This is a genomic window from Mesorhizobium sp. B3-1-8 (assembly GCF_006439495.1).
GTDB lineage: Bacteria > Pseudomonadota > Alphaproteobacteria > Rhizobiales > Rhizobiaceae > Mesorhizobium.
On record NZ_VFTK01000024.1, the window covers coordinates 77897 to 101009 of the forward strand.

The 23113-nt window shown below is 64.1% G+C and carries 18 protein-coding genes and 1 riboswitch; of the genes, 8 read left to right on the forward strand and 10 right to left on the reverse strand.

The window, feature by feature from the left end; all coding sequences use genetic code 11:
• Positions 1-645 carry a thiamine diphosphokinase gene (locus FJ424_RS21940; RefSeq protein WP_140654961.1) on the reverse strand — a complete coding sequence of 215 codons (645 nt, stop codon included), beginning with the start codon at positions 643-645 and terminating at the stop codon, positions 1-3.
• 136 nt (positions 646-781) lie between these two features.
• Positions 782-887, forward strand: a riboswitch (TPP riboswitch).
• A 42-nt stretch (positions 888-929) separates the two neighbouring features.
• On the opposite strand from FJ424_RS21940, the gene thiB reads away from it, so the two are divergent.
• The 4 genes from thiB (at position 930) to FJ424_RS21965 (ending at position 6186) form a co-directional block, all read left to right on the forward strand.
• The gene (gene thiB, locus FJ424_RS21945; protein WP_140654965.1) at positions 930-1940 is read left to right on the forward strand and encodes a thiamine ABC transporter substrate binding subunit; all 1011 of its coding nucleotides are present in this window, start codon (positions 930-932) and stop codon (positions 1938-1940) included.
• A 224-nt stretch (positions 1941-2164) separates the two neighbouring features.
• Positions 2165-3781: a thiamine/thiamine pyrophosphate ABC transporter permease gene (thiP, locus tag FJ424_RS21955; RefSeq protein ID WP_140654968.1), complete on the forward strand. Its 1617-nt coding sequence runs from the start codon at positions 2165-2167 to the stop codon at positions 3779-3781.
• Entirely contained in the window at positions 3778-4566 is a 789-nt protein-coding gene (gene thiQ / locus FJ424_RS21960) for a thiamine ABC transporter ATP-binding protein (RefSeq protein ID WP_140654971.1), read from the forward strand. The genes thiP and thiQ overlap by 4 nt, the downstream gene beginning before the upstream one ends.
• Positions 4567-4719: 153 nt before the next feature.
• On the forward strand, positions 4720-6186 hold the full coding sequence (locus tag FJ424_RS21965; RefSeq protein WP_140654974.1) for a M48 family metalloprotease: 1467 nt from the start codon (positions 4720-4722) through the stop codon (positions 6184-6186).
• Positions 6187-6259: 73 nt separating this feature from the next.
• Here the strand turns inward: FJ424_RS21965 and FJ424_RS21970 are convergent, their stop codons facing one another.
• On the reverse strand, positions 6260-8251 hold the full coding sequence (locus FJ424_RS21970; RefSeq protein ID WP_140654977.1) for a caspase family protein: 1992 nt from the start codon (positions 8249-8251) through the stop codon (positions 6260-6262).
• Positions 8252-8422: 171 nt separating this feature from the next.
• Entirely contained in the window at positions 8423-9286 is an 864-nt protein-coding gene (locus tag FJ424_RS21975) for an RNA polymerase factor sigma-32 (protein ID WP_140645832.1), read from the reverse strand.
• A gap of 305 nt (positions 9287-9591) precedes the next feature.
• On the opposite strand from FJ424_RS21975, the gene FJ424_RS21980 reads away from it, so the two are divergent.
• From FJ424_RS21980 to FJ424_RS21990, 3 genes are all read left to right on the forward strand, one after another.
• Entirely contained in the window at positions 9592-10365 is a 774-nt protein-coding gene (locus FJ424_RS21980; RefSeq protein WP_140645831.1) for an amino acid ABC transporter substrate-binding protein, read from the forward strand.
• Positions 10366-10528: 163 nt separating this feature from the next.
• Complete coding sequence (locus FJ424_RS21985) at positions 10529-11209, forward strand: ABC transporter permease subunit (RefSeq protein WP_027166691.1); 681 nt, start codon at positions 10529-10531, stop codon at positions 11207-11209.
• Positions 11206-11976, forward strand: a complete 771-nt coding sequence (locus tag FJ424_RS21990; protein ID WP_140654980.1) for an amino acid ABC transporter ATP-binding protein — start codon at positions 11206-11208, stop codon at positions 11974-11976. Before FJ424_RS21985 ends, FJ424_RS21990 begins: the two co-directional genes overlap by 4 nt.
• 299 nt (positions 11977-12275) lie before the next feature.
• On the opposite strand, the gene FJ424_RS21995 is transcribed toward FJ424_RS21990, so the two are convergent.
• The 6 genes from FJ424_RS21995 to FJ424_RS22020 all read right to left on the reverse strand — a co-directional run bounded on the left by FJ424_RS21995 (position 12276) and on the right by FJ424_RS22020 (position 20390).
• Positions 12276-12857 (reverse strand): CarD family transcriptional regulator, encoded by a 582-nt coding sequence (locus FJ424_RS21995; RefSeq protein ID WP_140645828.1) that lies wholly within the window; start codon positions 12855-12857, stop codon positions 12276-12278.
• Positions 12858-13228: 371 nt separating this feature from the next.
• Entirely contained in the window at positions 13229-13567 is a 339-nt protein-coding gene (fdxA, locus tag FJ424_RS22000; protein WP_140645827.1) for a ferredoxin FdxA, read from the reverse strand.
• A 151-nt stretch (positions 13568-13718) separates the two neighbouring features.
• Positions 13719-14105 carry an RNA-binding S4 domain-containing protein gene (locus FJ424_RS22005; protein WP_140654983.1) on the reverse strand — a complete coding sequence of 129 codons (387 nt, stop codon included), beginning with the start codon at positions 14103-14105 and terminating at the stop codon, positions 13719-13721.
• Positions 14106-14256: 151 nt separating this feature from the next.
• Positions 14257-17640 (reverse strand): helicase-related protein, encoded by a 3384-nt coding sequence (locus FJ424_RS22010; protein WP_140655022.1) that lies wholly within the window; start codon positions 17638-17640, stop codon positions 14257-14259.
• Between the two features lie 714 nt (positions 17641-18354).
• Positions 18355-19080, reverse strand: coding sequence for an acetoacetyl-CoA reductase (gene phbB / locus FJ424_RS22015; protein ID WP_140654986.1), 726 nt, complete (start codon positions 19078-19080; stop codon positions 18355-18357).
• Between the two features lie 125 nt (positions 19081-19205).
• Positions 19206-20390 (reverse strand): acetyl-CoA C-acetyltransferase, encoded by a 1185-nt coding sequence (locus tag FJ424_RS22020; RefSeq protein ID WP_140645824.1) that lies wholly within the window; start codon positions 20388-20390, stop codon positions 19206-19208.
• Positions 20391-20695: 305 nt separating this feature from the next.
• Between FJ424_RS22020 and phaR the strand changes: the two genes are divergently transcribed.
• Entirely contained in the window at positions 20696-21289 is a 594-nt protein-coding gene (gene phaR / locus FJ424_RS22025; RefSeq protein ID WP_140645823.1) for a polyhydroxyalkanoate synthesis repressor PhaR, read from the forward strand.
• A gap of 437 nt (positions 21290-21726) precedes the next feature.
• Here phaR and FJ424_RS22030 read toward each other — a convergent pair whose 3' ends face one another.
• Positions 21727-22959, reverse strand: coding sequence for an NAD(P)/FAD-dependent oxidoreductase (locus FJ424_RS22030; protein ID WP_140654988.1), 1233 nt, complete (start codon positions 22957-22959; stop codon positions 21727-21729).
• Between the last annotated feature and the right edge of the window lie 154 nt (positions 22960-23113).

Here is a 23113-nt window from a genome sequence, read left to right on the forward strand (position 1 = left end):
TCAGCTTTCTGGAAGAGGATAGGGGTGGGCCAGAAGCAGCGCCCGGCCACGCTCCAGCGCGATGCCAAGCTGCCCTTTGACCTCGTTTGATATAGTGAGCGAGGAGCCGAACGCCACCTCGACGCGGTCGAGCGGCCATTTCGCGCCAGTCACCGTAAGGCCGGCGAGCTCGGAGAAGCCGAGCACCGAAAACAAGGTGCCGTCGTCATAGTCGAAGCTGGCCTTGCCAGGCAGGATGGGAACGCCCTCCTGCGCGCCGCTGGTCAGCAAGACCTCGGTGCCGGCCTCTGCCAGCCGCACGGCCAGCGCCAGGTGCAGGAAAGCATGGTCGGCGCGCTTGCCGCCGAAGGCGCCGGCCAGCACAAGGCTGGTGGCGCCGCGTTGGAGCGCTTCCGCTATGGCGAGCTCGCCATCGGTCATGTCCTTTTCGGCCGGAAAGACCTTTCGCGGAACGGCGGCGAGATCATCCGGCAGATTGGCAGGCACCGAGTCGAAATCGCCGACCCACAGCTCCGGCACCAGTCCAAGCATGCGGGCATGGCCGATGCCGGCATCGGCGGCGATGATGCGCGAAGCTTCGATCTGGCGTTCGAGCCGGGGCGTGCGAATAAGCTCGCCGCCAAGCAGGATGGTGAATGTGCCCATGGCCGTGGCCCTTACCAGCCCTCCAAGCGAAACGGAAGCCGGACGGCCCGCGCTTCGGTTGCGCGCCTGCCGTCCGAACATTAGCTGCTCGGCAAACTTCCGCTTGCGCGCCGCTTCGGCGGGGCCTATCTGTCGAAACGCTCTAACGGGGTGCCGGACGTGATCCGGCTGAGAGGCGATCAAGCCAACCCGCTGAACCTGATCCGGTTTGTACCGGCGGAGGGATTAGACGTTTCGGACCATCCGGCGCCTCAATCCTTGTCACTCGAACGAAGGAGGCGCCAATGCGCGCAATGCTGTCCAATCTCATTCTCGCAACCGGTCTTGTCTCGCTTCTGGCGAGCGTCGCGCCTGCAGAGGCAAAGGACAAGCTCACCGTCTATACCTATGAGAGCTTCACCGCCGACTGGGGGCCCGGCCCGGCCGTCAAGAAGGAATTCGAGGCCGAATGCGGCTGCGATCTCGAATTCGTCTCGGTCGCGGACGGCGTCGCCCTGCTCAACCGCGTCAAGCTGGAAGGCGCCGGCACCAAGGCCGATATCGTGCTCGGCCTCGACACCAACCTGACGGCGGATGCCAAGGCGAGCGGCCTGTTCGCGCCGCATGGCGAAGTCTCCGGCATCAACGTGCCTGGCGGCTGGAGCGACGACACTTTTGTCCCCTTCGATTATGGCTATTTCGCCGTCGTCTATGACACACAAAAACTGAAGACACCGCCCAAGAGCCTGAAGGACCTGGTGGAGGGCGCCGGCACGGACAAGATCGTCATCCAGGATCCGCGCACCTCGACGCCCGGCCTAGGCCTGCTCTTGTGGGTGAAGTCCGTCTATGGCGACAAGGCGCCGGAGGCATGGGCAAAGCTCAAGACGAAGGTGCTGACGGTGACGCCGGGCTGGAGCGAGGCCTATGGCCTGTTCACCAAGGGCGAGGCGCCGATGGTGCTCTCCTACACCACCTCGCCGGTCTATCACATGGTGGCCGAGAACACCGAGCGCTACCAGGCGGCCTCTTTCGAGGAAGGCGAGTACCTGCAAATCGAGGTTGCCGGCATCACCACGACGGGCGCCAAGAACCCGCTGGCGCAAAAGTTCATCGCCTTCATGACCGGACCGAAATTCCAGGACGTCATTCCAGAGACCAACTGGATGTTCCCGGCCGGCAAGACCGACAAGCCGCTCAACCCGGCCTTCGACAAATTGGTCAAGCCGACCAAGACCTTGCTGTTCAGCCCGCAGGAAGTGGCTGCCAACCGCAAGGCCTGGGTGGATGAGTGGCTGGCGGTGATGAGCAAGTAGGGCTGCGATGCTTGCGCCGAGGCCCCCCTCTCTGTCCTGCCGGACATCTCCCCCTCTAGGAGGGAGATTGGCTGTCACGCCGGCCTTCGCCAATCTCCGGCGTTGCAGGATCGAGCGCGGCGTTGAAGTTGCTAATCTCCCCCCTGGAGGGGGAGATGTCCGGCAGGACAGAGGGGGGCGCGAAGGGACTCGGCGCTCGTTAGCTCGAACTCAAATGGCTCAGCGTGCGACACGCGCGTGACTCCCGCATCCCCGCTGGCGTCATCGCCCTTGCCGCCATCGGCTTCCTTATTGGCGGCGCCTTCGCCGGCCTTCTCCTCGAAGGCGCGCAGGATCTCTCCGGCGCTGCCGCGGCCTTCGACAGTTATCTCTTGCGCGTCGCACGCTTCACGCTGTGGCAGGCGGCTCTGTCGACGCTGCTGTCGGTCGCGCCGGCGCTGCTGGTTGCGCGCGCTTTGTCGAGACATCCGATCTTTCCCGGGCGTCGCCTGATCCTGCAGCTGTTCACCGTGCCGCTGGCCTTGCCGGCGATCGTCGCCGCGCTCGGCATATTGGCGCTCTATGGACGGGCGGGGTATCTTGCCGGCGTCTTCGCCGAACTTGGCGGCGGGGATTGGCCGGGGATCTACGGCCTCTCCGGCATCCTTGTCGCGCATGTCTTCTTCAACCTGCCCCTGGCCACGCGCCTCTTCCTCGAGGCGCTGGGCATCGTTCCCGCCGACCAGTGGCGGCTGGCGAGCCAGCTCGGCATGGGCGCCCGGCCGGCTTTCCGGCTGATCGAATGGCCGGTGCTGCGCGCGGCCCTGCCGGGGATCGCCGGGCTGGTCTTCATGCTCTGCATAACCTCCTTCACCATCGTGCTGACGCTGGGCGGCGGTCCGGCCGCGACGACGCTGGAGGTCGCCATCTACCAGGCGCTGCGCCTCGATTTCGATCCCGCGCGCGCCGTGGTGCTGACGCTGCTGCAGATCGCGCTCACCTTCGTCGTGGTCGTCGCGCTCACGCGGCTCGGCGCCAACACGGTCGGCGATGCCAATCTGCCCGTAGCGCCACGCCGCTACCTTTCGGCGGGACCGACCGAAAGCGTGCTGAACGCTGGCCTCATCGCGCTGGCCCTGCTGTTCGTCGCCGGGCCGATGGCGGCGACCGTGCTTTCAGGCCTTCAGGCCGACCTCGGCCGATTGGCGGGTGAAGCGGCGGTGCGTCGCGCGACGCTCACCAGCGCGGGCCTCGCCCTGCTTGCGGCACTGCTCAGCGTGACGTTGTCGCTGGCGCTGATCGCGGCGCGGCGCGCGCTGGCCCTGCGGCGCCGGGCAGGCGGCGCCATGGGCCTGCTCGAACATGCCGCCGACACCGGCGCCGGCTTCGTACTGGTCGTGCCGCCAATCGTCCTTGGCGCCGGCTGGTTCCTGGCGTTGCGCCACGTCACCGATGTCTTCGCCGTCGCGCCGGCCATGGTCGTCGCCGTCAACGCGGTGATGGCGATGCCCTTCGCCATCCGCGCCATTCGCCCGGCCTATGACGCGGCGAGCGAGCGCCACGAGCGGCTTTGCCTGGCGCTCGGCATATCCGGCTGGACCCGGCTCAGCCTGATCGACTGGCCGTCGCTCAGGCGGCCCCTGGCCACCGGCTTCGCCTTCGCCATGGCGCTGTCGCTCGGCGATCTCGGCGTGATCGCGCTGTTCGGCAGCGATTCCGTGCAGACCTTGCCCTATCTGCTTTTGGCGCGCATGGGCAGCTACCGGACAGCCGACGCCGCGGGGCTTGCCTTGCTGCTTGGCCTCGTCTGCCTGATGCTGGTGGTCGCCGCCGACTGGCTGGGGCGGGAAGGAAAGTCATGACGACGAGCATCGATGGCGCCGCCGCGCAAAAGGGCCTCACCGTCGCGCTGGAGGGCGTCTCGTTCAGCTATGGCGAATCCTCCTTCAGTTTCGACGCCGAATTCGCGGCCGGCAGGATCACCGCCATCATGGGGCCGAGCGGCTCCGGCAAGTCGACGCTGCTCAATCTGATAGCCGGCTTCGAAACGCCCGATGCGGGCAAGGTGCTGATCGGCGGCGCCGATCTCGGCAACACGCCGCCTTCGGCGCGGCCGGTGTCAATGGTGTTCCAGGAAAACAATTTGTTCGCGCATCTTTCGGTCGAAGCCAATGTCGGGCTCGGCCGCTCGCCGTCGCTCAAACTCGGCGATGCCGATCGCGCCGACGTCACCGAGGCGCTGGCGCGGGTCGGTCTTGCGGGCAAGGAAAGGCGGTTGCCGCGCGAGCTTTCCGGCGGCGAGCGGCAACGCGTGGCGCTGGCGCGGGTGCTGTTGCGCGACCGGCCAGTCTTGCTGCTCGACGAACCTTTCGCGTCGCTCGGCCCGGCGCTGCGCGACGACATGCTCGACCTTATGGCCGGCATCCATGCCGAGCGCGAAATGACGGTGCTGTTCGTCACGCATCAGCCGGAAGATGCGCGCCGCATCGGCCAGGACGTGGCTTTTCTCGACGAAGGCACGATCGCGGCAACCGGGCCGGCGGATGATTTCTTCGATCGGTCTGGACCGGACGCCTTCCGGCGCTATATCGGCGATCGAGCCGGCACCGTTGCCGGATCACAACATATTGCCTGGAAGCGGACATAATTTACGGCCAAACCGGCAACGGGCGATCCGGCGTTTGCTTGCCTTGTCCGGGGGAGTGTGGCTAGGTCCGGCCATGCTAGTCCGGCTGGGCAGCGATTTGCCGAAAGAGTTCGAAAGGAAGCCGATCTGTCGACCGGCGCTGAGAAGGTTTGGATGAGGCCGCTGGCACGATTTCTCGCGCTGGCGAGCGTTGCCGTACTGGCCAGCTGCCAGATGTTCACGCCGCCGGACGTGCAGGAAAGCGGCTTCCAGCCTTCCGACAAGCCGATCACCGTCGACAATGTCGTCGCCAACGCCAAGCTCGCCGAAATGGCGAAGGCGCAGCATCCGCGGATTCTCGCCACCTATGGCGGCGAATATTCCGACCCCAGGCTCGAACGCATGGTGGCCAAGGTCGTCGGCAATCTGACGGTGGTGTCGGCGAACCCTACCCAGACCTATCGCATCACCATCCTCAACTCGCCCAACGTCAATGCCTTCGCGCTGCCGGGCGGCTATCTCTATGTGACGCGCGGCTTGCTGGCGCTGGCCAACGATTCGTCCGAGCTTGCCGCCGTCATCGCGCATGAGATGGGCCACGTCACCGCGAATCACGGCCTGCAGCGGCAGCAACTCGAAGCCGAGGAAGGCCTGGCGACCAAGGTGGTTTCCGATGTGCTCGGCGACAGCCCGACGGCCAAGGCGGCGCTCATCCGCGGCAAGCTCAGGCTTGCGCAATTCTCGCGCAACCAGGAACTGCAGGCCGACGCCATCGGCATCAAGTCGATCGGCGAGGCGGGCTATGATCCCTATGCGGCGGGTCGCTTCCTGCAGTCGATGTCGGCCTATACGGATTTCCGCTCGGTCAGCGGCGCCACCGACGCCAGCCTCGACTTCCTGGCGACGCACCCCAACACGCCGCAGCGCATCGAGTTGGCGCAGCGCCTTGCGCGCAATTTCGGCCCGCCCGGCGTCGGCACGCGCGACCGCGACGCATTTCTGGCCGGCATAGACGGCCTGCTTTACGGCGACACGCCGGAAGAAGGCTATGTGCGCGGCCAGACCTTCATGCACCCCAATCTCGGCGTCTCCTTCACTGTGCCGGACGGCTTCGTCATCGACAATTCGGCGGCCGCCGTCACCGCGACCGGGCCGGGCGACATCGCCATCCGCTTCGACGGCGTGGCGATCGACAAGTCGGTATCGCTCACCGATTACATCCGCAGCGGCTGGGTGGCGGGGTTGGAAGACGCCAGCGTGCGCCAGGAGACGATCAACGGCAACGATGCGGCGACGGCGCATGCCAGCGCGCAAGGCTGGCAGTTCGACATCGCAGTGATCCGCGCCGGCGGCCAAGTCTACAGGCTGCTGACGGCCGCGCCCTCGGCCAGCACTTCGCTGGACCCGGTGGCGCGCTCGGTCAGCGGTTCCTTCCGTGTGCTGAGCCCTGCCGAGAAGGCGGCGCTGAAGCCGCTGCATATCAGGGTCGTCACCGTCCAGGCCGGCCAGACCATGGGCTCGCTCGCCGCGCAGATGGTCGGTGTCGACCGCAAGCTCGACCTGTTCCGCGTGCTCAACGCCATGTCGCCGGGCGCGACAGTGTCGTCGGGTGACAAGGTCAAGATCGTCACCGACAGGTAGGGACTTGCGAATTCGCACCAACCAGGCGCCGTCGGCTATTTGAACAATCGCCCGGGCCGGGAGACGTTGTCCTTCACAAGCCGTCACTACCGGTGTCGCCGCCGTCACCTTCGCCGTCGCCGGTACTGCCACCGCCGGTGCCGGCAGCGCGGCTACTGCCACCGCTCCAGGATGTCCTCCCGGTTTCCGTTGGCATCGGCTTGACCTTTGGTGCCCCCGGAATTGTCGGTGTGACGGTCTTCGGTTTCGACACGGGCACGCGGACCACTTTTATCTTCGTGATGACCTTCGGGGCCTTGCACGCCATGACCACGGGGATGGTGCGCGCGGGGTGCGCAGAAAGACCGAGAATGCCCATCGAATAGACGTCTTGCCGCTCCATGCCGGCTTTGAGGAAAGCCAGGGCGCGGGCCGGGTCGGCGGGCACGCCGTTGCGGCCTTCCGTGAAGATCACGGCAAGCTCCTTCATGGCGTCGACATGCCCCATCGCCGCTGCCTGGAGCAGCAGGTCCAGACCCTTGCCGGTGTCGCGCTCGACGCCGAGGCCATTGAACAAAGCGCGTCCCCAGGCGGCCAGGGCGTAGGGGTCTCCGTTATCCGACGCCTTCGAATAGAGGCCGTTCGCCTTCGATGCATCGACAGCCGTCCCTGTTCCGGACGAGGCGATGGAGCCGAGCGCGAACAGGGCGCGGATATGTCCCTTGTCCGCAGCTTCCTGGATCGCTTGCCTGGCCTCGTCGATCCTGCCCGCCGCCAGCAGCGCCCGCCCCAGCTCGTAACGGAAGCGCGCAATGTCGGGGTAGGACTTCACCGCCGCCTCGCAGGTCTCGAGAGCCCCGCCGCCGATCTCGTTCGGCAACCGTCCCGGGACGACGCCCTGCAGGTCGAGCGGCTCGCCAGCGGCCTGGTCGCAAGGGTCGACGCCCGGCGACAGTTTCATCGTCGCCCGCTTCGCGGCGTTGCCGACGCGGATCTCGAAGCCGACTTCGACGGGAGCGGCCGAGCCGATCTGCGGTTCGTAACGCAGATTGTCGACCTCGGCGGCCATCAGGCTCGATTGCGGCGACAGGACGCGACCGGGCAAGGACAGCGTTCCGGTCGCCGGGTAGCTCGCAAGCTTAAGGCTGATCGAGGCATCCTTGGCCGGAAGATCCAGTTTCAGCGGAACCGGCCCGACGCCGACCGGGACGCGGATATCGCGACTTCCAATCGCCTCGGCGACATCGGTAACCTGGATTCCGCGCTCGGCCACCTGCTCGTTCTGCTGCGCGTCGGGAGGCGTTAGCGCTGGTTGCTCCGCCCCGCGCATCAGCACGACATCGTCGATCAGCGAGGAGTTCTCCCACGGAACCTGCTTGCCGTTGGTGGCCTTGACCACGTCGCGGCGCACGGCCGCCATGACCGAGCGTATCTCCTGGTCCGGCGCCAGCGCGCGGCGAGAGAAGGACGACGAGAACGGGCTGAGATCGCCGGAACCGTCATAGGCGACCGCCCCCGGCTCGGTTGCATAGGCAATCAGCGTGTTCTGCGAACCTGTTACCTGCGCAAGTCCGCTGTCGCCGGCGACGATCAACTGGTCGCGCAGCCAATAGTCCTTGCGCGGGAAGGGATTGTTGCGGCAGGCGTCGAGGATGATCATCTGGATCTTCGATCTCGAGCGCAGTTGCCGCAATATGTCGTCGACCTTGATGGCCTGGACCTCCATGTCGGCCGCGTCTTTCAGCGACGCATCGACCGGAATCAGGAAATTCTCGCCGCCGATCTGAAAGCCGTGTCCCGAATAGTAGACGACCGCGAGATCGGCGCCGTCGGCTGCCGCCAGATAGTTGCGGAACCGCTCTTCGAACTGAAGCCTGGTCAGGTCCTTGGCGGCGAACACCTCGAAGCCGGCCAGCCGGAACGTATTGGAGACGTCGTCCGCGTCCTTGTCGGGATTCTTGAGCGCCGGGATTTCGCGATACTCGGAATTGCCGATGACGAGGGCAACCCTTCGATCGGCGTGCGCTTCGAATGTCGTGAGGCCCACGAGGAACAGGGCTACAAGGAGCGCGCAGCATCGCAGCATGGCAAATCCCCCTTATGTTATGATCTGGAGGCGTCAAAAAAGCCGATTGCGGCGCAGCGGTCTGTTAAAGAGCTCACAATCAATATGCGTTACCGAGGAAAAATCGCCTCGACGGCGAATATATTCTTATTTAATAAATTTCTTATCTTTGATTTTTTAATTACATTAATTTCAGGCCGCTTCCGCCAAAAATTCCGGATTCTGCTTCACAAGGGCCAGCTTCAGCTTTTCCATGGCGCGGGCCTCGATCTGGCGGACGCGTTCCTTGGAGATGCCGAGCTGTTCGCCGAGCGCTTCCAGCGTGGCGCCGTCGTCGCTCAGCCTGCGCTCCTCGATGATGCGAAGCTCGCGGGCGTTGAGCGCGCCGAGCGCGCTCTTCAGCCAGACTGCCCGGCGCTGGATGTCGATCCGGTCGCCGACGATCTCGTCGGGGAGCGGGTCTTCGGAGACCAGGAAATCCATCCGTTCGGCGGCGCCGTTCTCGTCGGCCAAAGGCGCGTTGAGCGAGCTGTCGGGCGAGGACAGGCGTGAATCCATCATCGCCACGTCGGCTTCCGGAACGCCGAGCGCGGCCGAGACCTCGCGATAGAGCGTGGCATTGGAGAGCGGCTCGGCGCCGTTGGCGAGGCGGGCGCGCAGACGCCGCAGGTTGAAGAACAGCGCCTTCTGCGCCGAACTCGTGCCGCCGCGCACGATCGACCAGTTGCGCAGGATGTAATCCTGCATGGAGGCGCGGATCCACCAGGTGGCATAGGTCGAGAAGCGCACTTCGCGCGCGGGCTCGAATCGGGCGGCAGCCTCGAGCAGGCCGACATGGCCCTCCTGGATAAGGTCGCCGAGCGGCAGGCCGTAATGGCGGAATTTCGAGGCCATCGAGATGACCAGGCGCATGTGGGCGACGGTGATCCTGTGCAACGCGTGCTGGTCGTTCTCTTCCTTCCAGCGCAAGGCGAGGACATGCTCCTCGTCGCGCTCGAGATAAGGAGCCTTCATTGCCGCCCGGACCAGCGTCCGTCCTGCCGCGTCCTCGATCATGCCGGCTCCTTTTGGTGGTGAGTGGGCTCACAGCGGTTGAAAAGATGCCACCGCGCCCTACAACAGCCATGCAACGTGTCAGGCGCATCGATGGTTCCGCCGTCCGAGGGGGCAAATATTGCCAGCGGGAACGTTTTGTTATCGGCCCGAAAGAGTCGCTTGGCGGTTGTCGGGTAATTTTGAGAATCAGATTTCTGGCAGAGCCGATTTTTGAAATCTGGTTCCTTATTTCGCAGCCTTCTATCTGTCAGTTTCCGGCTCTCACAATCGCGCCGGGGCACCGGTCAAAACGGGATCACAGAAAAATGAAATGGCTCAAATCGCTCCTTGTCGCCGGAACGTTGCAGGTTCTGGCGGTCACGGCCGGGCATGCCGGCGCCAATCTCGACCAGATCAAGCAGGCGGGCGTCATCAAGGTCGGCACCGAAGGCACCTACGCGCCCTTCACCTATCATGACGAATCCAACGCCCTGGTCGGCTTCGATGTCGAGATCGCCAAGGCCATCGCCGACAAGCTCGGCGTCAAGGTCGAGTTCCTCGAAGGCAAGTGGGATGGGCTGATCGCCGGCCTCGACGCCAACCGCTACGACGCCGTCATCAACGAGGTCGGCATCACCGATGCGCGCAAGGCCAAGTACGACTTCTCCGATCCCTACATCGCCTCGAAAGCGGTGCTGATCGTGCGCGGCGACAACACCGACATCAAGACCTTCGCCGACCTCAAGGGCAAGAAGTCGGCGCAGTCGCTGACCTCCAACTTCGGCAAGCTCGCCGAGTCCAATGGCGCCGAGCTCGTCGGCACCGACGGCTTCGACCAGTCGATCCAGCTTCTGCTCACCGGCCGCGCCGACGCCACCATCAACGACAGCCTGTCCTTCCTCGACTTCAAGAAGCACAAGCCGGACGCCAATGTGAAGATCGCCGCGCAGGAAGAGAATGCCGACTATTCCGGCGTTATCGTGCGCAAGGGCGATCCGGAGCTGGTCGCGGCCATCAACAAGGCGCTGGCCGACATCAAGGCCGACGGCACCTACCAGAAGATCGCCGACAAATATTTCGGCCAGGACGTTTCGAAGTAAGGCAATCGTCCTCTGTTCGGAAACCGGCGGGCCGTCAAAGACGGCCCGTTATTTTTTTGCACGATATTCATGCGCCGCGGTCTTTGACGGCCCGCCGGTTTTTGCATGATAGTCAGTCCATACGGAGGAACGCGCCGCCGTATCTGGAAGGGAGAAGCGCTCCGTGCCGCACTGGCTGCAATTGATGCTGGAATCGTTGCCGACGCTGTTGTGGGCGGCGCTGATTTTCACCGTGCCGCTGACGCTCCTGTCCTTCGCGCTCGGGCTCATCGCCGGACTGGTGACGGCGCTGATCCGGCTGTTCGGTCCAAAGCCGCTGGTTGCGCTGGTTCGCTTCTATGTCTGGATCTTTCGCGGCACGCCGCTGCTCGTTCAGTTGTTCCTGATCTTCTACGGCCTGCCGTCGGTCGGCATCCTGCTCGATGCCTTTCCCGCCGCGCTTATCGGCTTCACGCTGAACATTGGCGCCTATACGTCGGAGATCATCCGCGCCGTCATCGGCTCGGTGCCGAAAGGCCAATGGGAGGCATCCTACTCGATCGGCATGACCTGGAGCCAGGCGATGCGGCGCACGATCCTGCCGCAAGCCGGCCGCGTCGCGGTGCCGCCGCTTTCCAACACCTTCATCTCGCTGGTCAAGGATACCTCGCTGGCGGCGGCGATCACGGTGCCCGAGATGTTCCAGGCGGCGCAGCGCATCGTCGCCACCACCTATGAGCCGCTGATCCTCTATGTCGAGGCGGCGGCGCTCTATCTCGCATTGAGCTCGGTGCTGTCGGCGCTGCAGGCGCGGCTGGAGGTACGGCTCAACCGCTATGGCGGGTTCCTGGAGGCCAACGCATGATCGGCCTCACCGACATCGAAAAGCGCTTCGGCGACAATCTGGTGCTGAAAGGCGTCACCGTCAGCCTGGACGAGGGCAGCGTGACGGCGCTGGTCGGCCCTTCGGGCGGCGGCAAAAGCACGCTCTTACGCTGCATCAACCTGTTGGAGATCCCGACGTCCGGCGCTTTGCGCATCGGCGAGGAGAGGCTGGAATTCCGTCCGGGCATCAAGGTGCCGGCCAAGGACATCCAGCGCATTCGCCTGCAGACCGGCATGGTGTTCCAGAATTTCCAGCTCTTCCCGCATCGCACCGCGATCGAGAATGTCATGGAAGGGCTGGTGACGGTGCTGAAATGGCCGGAGCCAAGGGCGCGCGAGCGGGCCATGGCGCTGCTCGAGAAGGTAGGCATGGCGCACAAGGCCGATGCCTGGCCGGCGACGCTGTCCGGCGGCCAGCAGCAGCGCGTGGCGATCGCCCGGGCGCTGGCGCCGTCGCCGCGCGTGCTGCTTTGCGACGAGCCGACCTCGGCGCTCGATCCGGAACTGGCGCAGGAAGTGGTCGACGTGCTTGGGCAGCTTGCCCGCGAAGGCACAACCATGGTGATGGCCACGCACGATCTGAGGCTCGCCTCCAAGATCGCGCAGGAGGTCGTCTTTCTCGATGCCGGCTCGATCGTCGAGAAAGGCCCGGCCTCGGTCGTGTTCGACAATCCGGAGCGCGAGCGGACCAAGCGGTTTATCGCTTCGCTGCGGCAGGAAGAAGCGCAGAAGGAGTCTGGCGGCTGAGTCCTTTACCTCCCCTTTTGTGGGGAGACCGGACCGAAGGTCCGGGTAAAGAGCGGGGGCCGCCGCTTCTTCAAGGCTTTGTTTTCATGCATGTCGTTGTCGCAAAACCGCTGCACATTTTTGCGCGACATGCATTAAAGCAGGTCGCGTGAAAAAGGATTCACGCGACCTGCTTTAAGTTTTGATTTTAAGCATGTCTTTGTCCCGAAACCGGGTCCACTTTCGGGAGACATGCTTTAAGCCCAAACAAAAAACCCGACGCGAGGCCGGGTTCTTCGTAGTTCGATGAGCGAAAAAGCTCAGGCAGCTTCTTCCTGTTCGGATTCTTCGTTGTCGGCCTTGGCGCCGCGCTTCGGACCCTTGTTGAGGTTGACCTCGATGAGGCGAACCGCCTCGGTCTCCGACATGCGGTTCACCGCGGCGATCTCGCGGGCCATACGGTCGAGCGCGGCTTCATAGAGCTGACGCTCGGAATAGGACTGCTCCGGCTGGTTGTCGGCGCGGTAAAGGTCGCGCACCACTTCCGAGATCGAGATCAGGTCGCCGGAGTTGATCTTGGCATCATATTCCTGGGCGCGGCGCGACCACATGGTGCGCTTGATGCGGGCGCGGCCCTGCACGACCTTCAGCGCGCGGTCGACATAGTCCTCTTCCGACAGCTTGCGCATGCCGATCGAGGTCGCCTTGGCGACCGGTACCTTGAGCCGCATCTTGTCCTTCTGGAAATCGATGACGAACAGTTCCAGCTTGTGACCCGCAACTTCCTGCTCGTCGATCGCCACGATCTGGCCGACGCCATGCGCCGGATAGACGATGAACTCGCCGGTCTTGAACCCGTGGCGGGCCGCGTTGGACTTCTTCTGCGGGGTGATCGTTGCCATTACGCCCTGAACTCCTTAGTTGTGCAGCCGGCATCATGCCGGCTCGAACCGATGGGGTCGGCGATAGCCGACCATTAGCCGCGCAACAGGATGAACCACCGGAAAAGCAGGGACCGGCATACCGCACGAATGCGACCGCCTGCCCCAGATCGCTCTGGTCCGGATCTAAAAGCTCACCTTTCAGTGATTTGGGGCGTTAGCGCCATAAATCGACGTTGTGTCACCGGCATGTTTCGTTGATGTAACACAAAAAGTCGGAAGAATCAAGGTTTTGCTGCGTTCGCTAACGCCAAACGGGGTCGCTGCCTGTCAAGACAGCAACTGTATCGGTCGCGTTACGTCGCGTCATGCCGGCGTCGCCGGCGCCAGCATCAATCGCCTTCACCGGGCTCCGGCGAGAAATATTTCTCGAACTTCCCGGCCTCGCCATCGAAGGTTTTGGCGTCCGCGGGCGGCTCTTTCTTGGCGGTGATATTGGGCCACTTCTCGGCGTATTCGGAATTGACCTGCAACCATTTGTCGAGGCCGCCCTCGGTGTCCGGCTTGATCGCGTCGGCAGGACATTCGGGCTCGCACACGCCGCAGTCGATGCACTCGTCGGGATGGATGACGAGCATGTTCTCGCCCTCGTAGAAACAGTCGACCGGACAGACCTCGATGCAGTCCATGTATTTGCATTTGATGCAATTGTCGGTCACGACATAGGTCATTGCAGGCTCCGGAACGTCCCGATTTGCTCGGCTTTTTCAGGTTGAGGTAACGCCTTTGCCGGCTGCTTGCAAGGGCAGCGCATTCGGGCACTGCCGGCCCCGGGGAATAGAATTCCAGCGGTCTCGCCGCTGGCGGTCCGGCTGGCCCAATTCAATCATCGCCGAGCAGACGGTCGGTCTGCCGCCGCTCGCGTTTGGTCGGGCGCCCGCTGCCGGCCTCGCGCAGGCCTGGAATGGCATCCGGAACCGCCTCGCCCTTGGGTGTCGGCGCCGGCGACATGTCCTCGTAAAGCAGCCGCGCCTCGTCGGCCGGACCGCGTCGCGTGCCGCAATTCAGCACCTTCCAGACCAGGATACGGCCCTCGAGCGTGATGGTGAGAACGTCGCCGGGCTTGACCAGATCGGAGGCCTGCGCTGCTTTGTCGCGATTGATGCGCACGCGCCCGGCGACGGCGACTTTCGCCGCCAGGGACCGCGATTTCACCGCGCGCGAAAAGAACAGCCATTTGTCGATGCGCTGGCGGCCCTCTCCAACCATCGGGGCTAACTTTGTTGGAGCGTGATCTTATCCGAAAACCGGTTCCCACTTTTCGCTGGCGCGGTCCTTCGGTTCGGGATCATGCTGGCTCTTTGATGGAGCATGATCTCGCCCGAAAACCGGGTCCCACTTTTCGGGATCATGCTCGAACCTATTTCTTCAGCTGGTCGCGCAAGGCGGCGAGCTTGGCGAAGGGCGAGTCCGGATCGAAGCGTTGCGGGCGCTCCTCGCGCGGCTTGCCCTGGAAGGCCGGCTTGCCGCCCTGGGCGTTGCCCTTGCCGTCCTGCCTGTTGCCCTTCCATTCGGGCCGGCCCTCGCGGCGGCCCCCCTCGTGGCGATCTGGCCGCTCGCCTTGCGGCCTGCCTTCGCGCCGTTCGCCACCTTCGCGCCTGTCGCCGGTTTCCGGCCGTGGCTTGAACTTCGAGCGGTCGAAGCGCGGCTTGCCGGCGCCGTCGCGCTGCTCGCGGCGGCCTTCCTGGGCGGGGCGATCGCCGGGCTGGCCGGCAGCGGCGCCAGGCTGGCCATCGCGCGCGGGCTGGCCGCCACGCGGACGATTGTCGCGACGGTTGTCGTGGCGATGGCGCGGACGCTGATGGTCGAAGCGCGCCTGGCGCCACAGAAGGACAGGCTTCGGCTCTTCAGTCTCGGCCGCGGTTTCGGCTTCCGTCGTCATTTCAGTCGATGCGGGGGTCTCGCTCGTGGCCGGGGTTTCGGTCTGCGAGGACTCGGCCTGAGCCGAAGGCACGCCTTCCTCCGTCACGGCCTCGCCGGCCGGCTCATCGCTTTGCGCTGCCGGTTCGCCTGCCGCTGCGGTTTCCGTAGTTTCCGCGGTCAGTGTCTCCCGTCCGATTGTTTCGTCGACAGGCTCCGCCGCGCTCCCGGCGGGGGTTTCCGCGGCATGGATTTCGGTGCTGTCCGTCTCCGGGCTCTCGCCGGACGTTGCCACGGTGGCGGCCTCGGGGGCGGGCGCCTCCGTCGCCCGCGCGGCGCGAGCGGCCTCTTCCGCGGCGAGCTTGGCCGCGGCCGCTTCACGGGCGGCGTCGTCCTGCGCGTCGAGCTTCGCTTTCACCTCGGCGGCCGGCTTTGCCTCGGAGCGATAGCCGAGACCCTTGAGGATCTCCTCCATGTCGTCGGCGGTGGCGCCGAGGATCGACATCATCGGCGGCGTCACCATGAAGGCGTGGCCGTCATAGGCGCCGTCCGGACGCTGGCCGAGGCCAGGCTTCCAGTTGGTCGCCGGGCGGATGAGGTCGGCGAGCCTTTCCAGGATGTCGACGCGCACGGCGCGGCGGCCGAGATTGCGGTAGCCGGCGAGCTTGTAGAAGGTCTTGTCGAAGGCCGGGTCGATGACCACGGAAGTGCGGCCGGAGGCCAGCGCATGCACCACGTCGCCGAAGCCCGGCTTGTCCTTGCCGTCATTCTTCAGCGCCCAGAGCAAGGTCACCAGGCCGGCCGGCGCCGGCTTGATCAGCGCCGGCACGAAGACATGGTAGGCGCCGAAGCGCACGCCGAGGCGGCGAAGTGCCGCGCGGCCTTCCTGGTCGAGAGACTTCATCTCCTCCGCGATGTCGCGGCGATTGATCAGGCCGAAATGCTCGACCAGCTGGAAGGCGATGCCGCGCGCGATGCCGGTGAGCTGGTCGGCATTCTTCAAGTCGACCAGCGGCTTCAAAAGCGACTCGATCTGGAAATTGACGAAACGCTCGGCGCGCGCCGCGACCTTGTCGCGGGCAGGCCCGGTCAGCTGCTCGTCGGCAAGCAGGACCAGGCGCGGCTTCAGCGCCTCGTCGCCGGCGACCAGCGTGCCGATCGGCGCGCCGATCCAGCGCAGGACGCCGTCCGAGCCCAAAGCCAGGTCGCCATTGGCGCAAGCGGCAAAGCGTTCGGCGCGCGCCTCGAACTCGGCCGCGAGCGCCTTCTGGGCGGCGGTGCGCACCGCCTTGGCGTCCTCGCCGCCGGCGCTCTGGTCGGCGGTGAAGCGGAACCCCTGCAGCTCGCCGACATGATGGCCTTCGACGAGGACGGTTCCGGTAGGGCTGATTTCGGCTTCAGGCATGGTATTTTCTCTAAGGCGCCGCATGAGGACGGAAGTCCTGCGGTCTACGAAGCGTTTCGTCAACCGCTCATGCAGCGCATCCGACAATCTGTCTTCGATTTCGCGCGTCTTTTCCTGCCAGTGTAGCTGATCGGCCAGCCAGCCGGGGCGGTTGGAGACGAAAGTCCAGGTGCGGATCTGCGCGATCCGGTGCGAGAGCGTGTCGATATCGCCGTCCGTCGTGTCGGCGCGCCGCACCTGCTCGGCCATGTAATTCTCATCGACATGGCCGTGACGCGCAAGGTCCATATAGATCGAGGCGACGAGGTCGGCATGATGGGCCGGCGCGATCTTGCGGTAGTCCGGCAGGGCGCAGGCTTCCCACAGCAGCGCCACGCGCTCCTTGCCGGTGGCCAAAGCGCGGATGTCGCCATCGCGCGACAGATGCTCCAGCGCCTGCGCGTCCACGGCCGGCAGCGCGCGGGTCAGCCCTTCGACCGGCGCATTGGCCTCGATCGAGCGTTTCAGCGCATCGAGGCTGGAAAAGTCGAAATCGGCGGTGCGCCACTGCAGCACCTTCACCGGATCGAAGTCGTGTCCCTCGATCTTGGCGACCAGATCCTCGTCGAACGGATCGACCTGGCCGGTGACGCCAAACGTGCCGTCGCGCAGGTGCCGGCCGGCACGACCGGCGATCTGGCCAAGCTCGGCGGCGGTCAGGTTACGGTATTGGTAACCGTCGAATTTGCGGTTCTGGGCGAAGGCGACATGGTCGAGGTCGAGGTTCAGTCCCATGCCGATGGCGTCGGTGGCGATGAGATAGTCGACATCGCCGGACTGGAAGATCTCCACCTGCGCGTTGCGGGTGCGCGGCGAGAGCGCGCCGAGGACGACGGCCGCGCCGCCCTGCTGGCGGCGGATCAGCTCGGCGATGGCGTAGACCTCGTCGGCGGAGAAAGCGACGATAGCGGTGCGCCGCGGCAGCCGGGTGAGCTTCTTCGAGCCGGCATAGGCAAGGTGCGAAAGCCGCGGCCGCGTCACCACCGACACGCCCTTCAACAGGTGCTGCAGGATGCCGTGCATGGTGGCGGCGCCGAGAAGCAGCGTCTCCTGGCGGCCGCGCAGATGCAGGATGCGGTCGGTGAAGATATGGCCGCGTTCGAGATCGCCGGCGAGCTGCACCTCGTCGATGGCGACGAAGGCGGCGTCGGTTTCGCGCGGCATCGCCTCGACGGTGCAGACCGAATATTTCGCCCCGGCAGGCACGATCTTCTCCTCGCCGGTGATCAGCGCCACCTTGTGGGCGCCGACCTTCTCGCAGACCCGGGCATAGACTTCGCGGGCGAGCAGCCTGAGCGGCAGGCCGATGACGCCGGTCTCATGCGCGACCATGCGCTCGATGGCGAGATGGGTCTTGCCGGTGTTGGTGGGCCCCAGCACGGCCGTCACGTCGCGGCCCGAAAGGATCAGCGGCTGGGAGTGTTTCGGCTGGATGTTCATCGGCTCGGAAATAAGGTTTCTGCCGCTTGTAGTCTGAAGCACGGCGGTGCCGCCGCGTGTGACAGGCGACACATAGGGACTTCGGGCGTGAAGCGAAAGCGGAATGTTCCTTTGGCGACAGGCAGAACGGGCCGGGGTGGGCAAAATCGATCGTTGTTAACGGCTGGAACGAGTCTGGAACGAATCAGCGACGAATCGCTGACTCGTTCTGATTCAGGTTTTGTTCACGGCTATATGTGGGTTTTTTGACGGTGAGTCTCACCACATGCTGAATCGCTGAATTGGCCCGATTCCTGCGTGGCCCCGTCGGACCGAGATCGTCGTTAACTTTTGCCGGGCAACGGTCGCGGTCGACTTGAGCCTTGTCCTCAAAGTTATGAAATTGTTGATTTTTCTTAATCGCTTTTTACGAGTTCGGTGACGTTTGCGCCGTCCGCCGTTAACTTTCCGGCCAAAGCCAGAACGAATCGGCGACGAATCAGCGATCCGGTTATTTTCCCGGTTTGTTCACCCCTAGATATGGTGTTATCCACAGCTTACCCACCGAGAATTCACAGCTTGTTGGCGGAGTTGCGCACAAAGGGGGCTGCTGCCGTTAACCTTTGCGTGCCGAATTGAGGCAAGGTGTCGCGCCGAGCTTGTCGACGGGGCAAAAAGGCGGCTCCGACGTCGGGGCCGCCTCAGCGCAAAAAGGGTATCAGGCGAAGTTGGGTATCAGGCGAAGTACTGGCCGCCATTGGCGGTGATGGTCGAGCCGGTGATGAAGCCGGCCTCGTCGGACGCCAGGAAGACGACGCAGCGCGCGATCTCTTCCGGCTCGCCGAGGCGGCCAACCGGGATCTGCGGGATGATGCGCTCGGTGAGCACCTTTTCGTCGATCGCCTTGACCATTTCGGTCGCGATATAGCCGGGGCAGATGACGTTGACGGTGATGCCCGCGCGCGCGCCTTCTTGGGCAAGAGCCTTACTGAAGCCGATATCGCCGGCCTTGGCGGCCGAGTAGTTGACCTGGCCGGCCTGGCCCTTCTGGCCGTTGATGGAGGAAATGGTGATGACGCGACCGAACTTGCGGTCGCGCATGCCGCTCCACAGAGGATGCGTCATGTTGAAGACGCCGGAGAGGTTGGTGTCGATGACTTCCTTCCACTGCGCGGGCGTCATCTTGTGGAACATGGCGTCGCGGGTGATACCGGCATTGTTGACCAGCACCCCGACCGGGCCGAGATCGGCTTCGATCTGCTTGATGCCCGCGGCGCAGGCCTCGTAGTCGGCGACGGACCATTTGTAGACCGGGATGCCGGTCTCGGCCTTGAATTTCTGCGCCGCCTCGTCATTGCCGGCATAGTTCGCCGCGACCGAATAGCCGGCCTTCTTCAAGGCGACCGATATCGCAGCGCCGATGCCGCGCGATCCGCCCGTGACGATTGCTACCTTGCTCATGTGGTCCTCCCTTTAAAATCGTCTGAGCGAATAGGGAGTAGCGAATAGCGAGTAGGGGTCCGATGTCCCGCCGCGCGACGCTTCTTCTTCCCTATTCGCTACTCCCTATTCGCTACTCGCTGAGCTCACAGCGCTTCCACGCACATGGCCACGCCCATGCCGCCGCCGATGCACAGCGTGGCGAGGCCCTTCCTGGCGCCGCGGCGGCGCATCTCGTGGACCAGCGTGTTGAAGACGCGGGCGCCCGAAGCGCCGATCGGATGGCCGATGGCGATGGCACCGCCATTGACGTTGACGATCGAGGGATCCCAGCCCATGCCCTTGTTGACGGCGCAAGCCTGCGCGGCGAACGCCTCGTTGGCCTCGACCAGATCGAGGTCCTTGACCGACCAGCCGGCCTTTTCCAGCGCCCGCTTCGAGGCGGGGATCGGCCCCGTGCCCATGATCGCCGGATCGACGCCGGCGGTCGCCCAGGATGCAATGCGCACCAGCGGGGTGATGCCGCGCCGGGCGGCCTCGGCCTCGGTCATCAGCAGCGCGCCGGCGGCGCCGTCATTGATGCCGGAGGCGTTGGCGGCGGTGACCGTGCCATCCTTGTCGAAAGCGGGCTTCAGCTTGGTCATGGCGTCGAGCGTCGCGCCGTGGCGTATGTACTCGTCCTGGTCGACTGTTGTGTCGCCCTTCTTGCCCTTGATGGTGAAGGCGACGATCTCATCCTTGAACCTGCCGGCCTTCTGCGCGGCCTCGGCCTTGTTCTGTGAGGCCAAGGCGAACTCGTCCTGGGTTTCGCGGGTGATCTGGAACTGGCGGGCGACGTTCTCGGCGGTGTTGCCCATATGATAGCCGTTGAAGGCATCCCAAAGGCCGTCCTTGATCATGGTGTCGATCATCTTGTAGTCGCCCATCTTGACGCCGGCGCGCAGGTGCTCGGCGTGCGGCGACATCGACATCGATTCCTGGCCGCCGGCGACGATCACCTTGGCGTCGCCGGTGGCGATCTGCTGCATGCCGAGCGCGATGGCTCGCAGGCCCGAGCCGCAAACCTGGTTGAGGCCCCAGGCGGTGGTCTCCTTCGGCAGGCCGGCATTGATAGAGGCCTGGCGAGCCGGGTTCTGCCCTTGCGCGGCGGTCAGCACCTGGCCGAGGATGACTTCGTCGACTTCCGCCGCCTCGACATTCGCCCGCGCCAGCAGTTCCCTGATGACGACGGCGCCGAGCTCATGCGCGGGCGTTGCGGCGAAACTGCCGTTGAAGGAGCCGACCGCGGTGCGGGCGGCGCTGGCGACGACGATGGAATTGGAAGCGGACATTTTCTTCTCCAGACTTCGAGGTGTCGTATTTTCGAGATCGCTTTAGGACTTTCTTGCCCGTTCGAAACCCTGAGTCAAACCGGAAATGGGCATGACCGCCATGCGCGGCAAGCAGAGCGCGCGCCAGTCGCGGTAACGTGACGTTGGCCATGCGGCGGATTTTGCAATGGCTGTGCAGCATTAATTGATGCCGCAGTGCACAAACCGCTTGGAATTGTGACGCTTTTGCGCGTATCTTGGTTAAAGGGCGCAATCGTTACCGGCCGCTTACTCCTAGAGGTGCCGGTGTCCTGGGGAGGATATGGATGGCCGCAAAAGACGACCCGATCGTCATCAAGAAGTATGCCAATCGCCGGCTCTACAATACCGGCACAAGCACCTATGTGACGCTCGAGGACTTGGCCGAGATGGTCAAGAAGGGCGAGGAGTTCACGGTCCAGGATGCAAAGACCGGCGATGACATCACCCACCCGGTGCTGACGCAGATCATCTTCGAGCTGGAGAACAAGGAAGGGCAGAACATGCTGCCGATCCCGTTCCTGCGCCAGCTCATCTCCTTTTACGGCGATCAGATGCAGATGATCGTGCCGAGCTTCCTCGAACAGTCGATGATCGCCTTCTCCAAGGAGCAGGAGCGGTTTCGCGAGCAGCTCAAGGGTGCCTTCGGCAAGACGCCGATCGACATGATGAAGACGCCGATGAAGGCGCTCGAGGAACAGACGCGACGCAATGTCGAGATGTTCCAGAACGCCATGCGCATGTTCACGCCGTTCCCGCCCGCCGGCGGCAATTCGGCAGCGCCGGCCGAGCCGCCGAAGAAGGAAGAAAAGGGCGACGATCTGCAGGAATTGAAGGCGCAGATTGCGGCCATGCAGCGCAAGCTGGACACGATGTCCTGACGGGTGGTGGCTGTCGTTGATGGTGGTCGCTGCGCCTGAGATTAGCCGAACCGACCCATCCCTTCGTCATCCTCGGGCAGGTTTTGACCGAGACCGACACTTACTTACGGTGGAAATTTGAGGCCGAACAGTTCCAGTGTCGCTTATGGTGCCGATTTGAAGAAGACCGAGGCCGCCGAAAGGCGGCTTTTGGCGTTTCGCGACAGATTGGGCTGTCGAGGCTGCGACGAGAAGCGCTCCAGCTCCTGCACCGCCTGACCGGCCTTCAACCGCATCGGACGGTTGAAGGCCGGTTCAAGGGCCGCCCCAAAGTCCCACCCTCGAAACTCCCGGCCCGGCCGAGCAACAAAGCTCCGAGAAGCACGTCCTCACCGATTGTGGGCCGTCTACCCTCCTGAATTCGATTCGGATAGGTGACCTCTTCACCCGTCACCGGATCACGTCCGAGCTAATATTTGGCCGACAAATCGACGCGCCTCGTCTTCAATGGCCATAACGGTGCCCGACCGGCGCGTGGACGCAAAATCGAGCCCGGCAAAATAGATTCCGGGAATCGGGGCAACGCCGTCTTCGTGAACAGGCTGGCCTCGCTTGTCGAGAACACCGGGTACATCGATCCAACTGAAATCGCCCTGGAAGCCGGTGCACCAGACAATCGCTGAAATGTTCCGCTCTACGAGATCGAGCGACAGAATGGGGCGCTGGGGTAGGCGCGGAGCGACTGCCTCCGCCTCCTCCTCAACGGGTGCGGGGGCATCGAGACCGCTGCGTTCGATAAACTCATCGATACGTTTTTTGAATTGCGCGGAAATCTCGTCGCCGAACCGAATATTCCCAACAAGATCGTCGGCGAAGACAGGCTGGCCGTTCTCCACTCCGAGAAATCGTCCGAGCAGCATGACGCCTTGGGCGCTGAGAGATTGCAGACTTATCGTGTGCAAAGCGCCAATCAGGGGCCTGCCGGCAACGCGACCGGAGGGATCGACAAAATCCTTGCGCGGCGCATCGACCAATCCGGTCTTCACCATCCATACGACAATGTCGCGCCCGCGATAGCATCGCGGCAGGCGGCCAATATGGCCCGTCGCAAGATAGGTCTCCCTGCCTGCCAGAATCAAATCTTCGGCGATTTGACTGCCAGACTGCGCACTGCCGATGACAAGGATAGCTCCGGCGGGAAGGTCGTCGGCATTACGGTAGTCAGAGGCATCGAGCTGTACTGGGCCATCCTTCAACGCGAAGGCGGAAACTGGTCGACGCGGACGGTTCAAGCTGCCGCTGGCGACAACCACGTTTTTCGCCCGCCACGTCTGCTCCGGCGTCACAATGTGAAAGAGCCCGTCACTTGATTTCAGTTTTGTGACCGAGATGCCGTTACGAACCGGGAGTTGGTAGCGCCGCGCATAGTCTTCAAGGAGAGCCGTAAACTCTATATGCGTCATAAACCCTTCTGGGTTCGGGCCATCGTAACGATCGCCAGGCATCACGCTGTACATGTTGGGAAGATTGAAGTGGAACGAGTCCCAACGCTGGGTCCGCCAGGTTTCGCCGATTCGCCCGCGTTCAAGGACGCAATGCCGCATATCGGATTGGGCAAGCATATAACTGACGCCGAGGCCGGCCCATCCAGCGCCCACAACCACGGCATCCAGAACGCCCATTTCGTTCATGGCCGCCCCCAATGGCCATCGTTCATCTCGTCACCATCCTTCCGACAGCCCCTCGCACGCGCTGGGCGCGCGGTAACCGACCGCGGCCAGCCCGCGATGCGTGGCGACCTGTCTCCTGCTTGGACGAGCTTGCCCCGACGCCTCGCATGCGAAT